The organism is Sulfurovum sp. bin170 (genome assembly GCF_010892395.1).
Lineage (GTDB): Bacteria > Campylobacterota > Campylobacteria > Campylobacterales > Sulfurovaceae > UBA1140.
Genome location: NZ_JAACKB010000200.1, coordinates 1 through 2,386, shown reverse-complemented (window position 1 = coordinate 2,386; position 2,386 = coordinate 1). Strand labels below are relative to the sequence as shown.

General features: G+C 38.3%; 4 protein-coding genes. All 4 read right to left on the bottom strand.

What is annotated here, in order from left to right:
* Positions 1-132: 132 nt before the first annotated feature.
* Positions 133-330, bottom strand: coding sequence for a hypothetical protein (locus tag GSY74_RS04635; protein WP_164663936.1), 198 nt, complete (start codon positions 328-330; stop codon positions 133-135).
* The gene (locus GSY74_RS04630; protein WP_164663935.1) at positions 330-1,181 is read right to left on the bottom strand and encodes a class 1 fructose-bisphosphatase; all 852 of its coding nucleotides are present in this window, start codon (positions 1,179-1,181) and stop codon (positions 330-332) included. The genes GSY74_RS04635 and GSY74_RS04630 overlap by 1 nt, the downstream gene beginning before the upstream one ends.
* A complete protein-coding gene (gene mobB, locus GSY74_RS04625) occupies positions 1,181-1,675 on the bottom strand; it encodes a molybdopterin-guanine dinucleotide biosynthesis protein B (protein WP_164663934.1) in 495 nt (164 codons plus the stop codon). The genes GSY74_RS04630 and mobB overlap by 1 nt, the downstream gene beginning before the upstream one ends.
* A 60-nt stretch (positions 1,676-1,735) precedes the next feature.
* The coding region (locus GSY74_RS04620) for a type II secretion system F family protein (protein ID WP_164663933.1) at positions 1,736-2,386 on the bottom strand (651 nt) is incomplete at its 5' end.

Sequence of the window (2,386 nt, the reverse complement as noted above, 5' to 3'; positions counted from 1 at the left end):
TTCGGGTGTAAACACGCCGATTCCGAAAATGCAAATTGCATATAAGGAAACGATGGCTTCAGCCTCGCTAATTCATTGGCATTGGGCTTTAGCCTCGTCATGTTCGGGACTGAAGTCTCCGATTCCAAATCTTTAGAACTCAAAGCCTCCACCTGCTCCTTTGTTCATACTAGAGTAGACAGCATGAACATAGGAGTCTCTAAGCTCACAGTTATAAATTTTTGGACATTGTAGACAGCTTTTTACCTCTTGTTGCTTTTGGCAGGAGTGTAGCTCTTTGATTTTAGCTTGTAGCTTGATTTCCCACTCATCAAGAGATATATCTTCCATTAACCATTAATTCCATAAGCTGTTTTGAGTGCAGCTATCTCATATTTGGAACCAAAGAAACAAGGAGTTGTATCATGTGGGTGTGATGGAACAAGCTCTAATAGTCTCTCCCCTCTGTCATCAATCGCTTCAGCACCTGCCTGTTCATACATGAGTGCAAAGGGAATTACTTCAAAAAGTTGTCTAAGTTTTCCCTCTGGTTTGTCTGTTGTGCTTGGGTAGGAGAAGAGTCCACCACCTTTGAGCATGATTTGGTGTAGGTCAGGAACCATACCGCCTGAGTAACGCAATCTATAACCCTCTTGGAACAGACTATCTATAAATGTTTTATGATGCTCAGCCCAGTGTTGTTGTGTTCCACCAGAAGCGTTGAGTTTTCCCTTTTCATTCATCGTAATCTCACCAAGTTGTTTAAATTTAGAATCCATAGCAAGATATAACATCGGTTTACTCTCTCTGGTTGCAATAACCAACTCAATTCGAGGTCCATAAACCACATAAGCTGAAGCGACAAGGTTTTTGCCCTCTAGTTCGCCCTCATAAATACCAAAGATAGAACCTACAGAGAGATTAACATCGACAAGGCTAGAGCCATCCAGTGGGTCATAACATACGGTATATCTACCTGTTTTGCTAAGTTCGAGTACACCCTCTTTCTCTTCACTTACCAGTGCTTTAACCGAGGAAACATTGGCAAAAGCTTTTTCGATAATAAGGTCACTTTGAACATCGAGTTTAAGTTGCTCTTCACCTGATGAGTTTTCACTCTCCGAGTAACCTAAATCCTCTGTTTTAATAGCATGGTCAATCTCAAAAGCAACATTTTTTATAGTCTCAAATATATCTTTCATTATACCTCTTTCGCATTTTTTTCTATCCAGTTTATAATCTCACTAGTATCATTTAGGTTGAGGATATCTATCTCTTTTGGTATTTTATATTTATTAATATCAACACTCTCATCAATGGCTATCGCCTCACTACAATCAAGATAACTCTCATCAATCTGGTCTCTAAAGATGGCAATACGAGGCAGAGGTAGTGTCTTTAGACCCTCAACAAGCAAGATGTCAAAATGGTTAAACATCTCTATAATTTCATCCAACTCTTTGTGTCGTTTTGAAAAGTAGGTCGTTCGAGTAGGGGAGGTCACCACGACCTCTGCACCTGTTTGTGAAAATTTGTAACTATCTTTTCCCTCAACATCAAAGATGGCTTTGTCTTTTGGGTCATTTTTGATAATGGCAACCTCTTTGGTGGCGATTAAAATTTTGGCAACCTTCTCAACGATAGTGGTTTTTCCACTACCTGATGGACCTGTGAATGCAACGGCAAAACGATTCATGTATATCCTCTTGTAATTAATGTGGAATTATACATTAAAATATGTTAAAGAGTTGATAGTTTATTTAACAGCCTTACCCAAATCCCACATAGGCATAAATATACCAAGAGCCATCAATAGAACTAAACCAGCGATAAAGAAAAGCATAATAGGCTCAATATAAGCAGCAAGGTTATCTATAAGGTCTTGGAATCTAGTATCATAATAACCTTCTACTTTTTCCAACATCATATCCAGCTGACCACTGCTCTCTCCTGCTCTTATCATCTGTAGTAGCATATTTTCAAAAAGTTCAGTCTGTTCAAAAGCGTCTGATAGAGAGATACCTCTGGCTATATTTGCATTGACTGTTAGTAGTTTCTTCTTTATATATAGATTATCAACCATACCAACAGCTGTATCTAGGGCTTCAGAGACGGGAATACCTGATTTTACTAGTTCACCAAATACAAGTGTATATTTGTGCATCGTAGCAAAAAAGATGATTTTGTGAATTAGATAGAACCTTGGATGGACTAGGAGTTTGTCTATCTTGTATTTGAAATCATCACGGTTTTTATATGTATGTAGTAGCATAAACACTCCAAATGCTAAGCCGATAAGAATATATAGTCCATAATTACTTAGGGCATGTTCCAATCCTAGCAGTATCTGTGTAGGTACAGGGAGTGCTGTATCGAATTTCTCAAACATCTCTTTAAATTTTGGGAC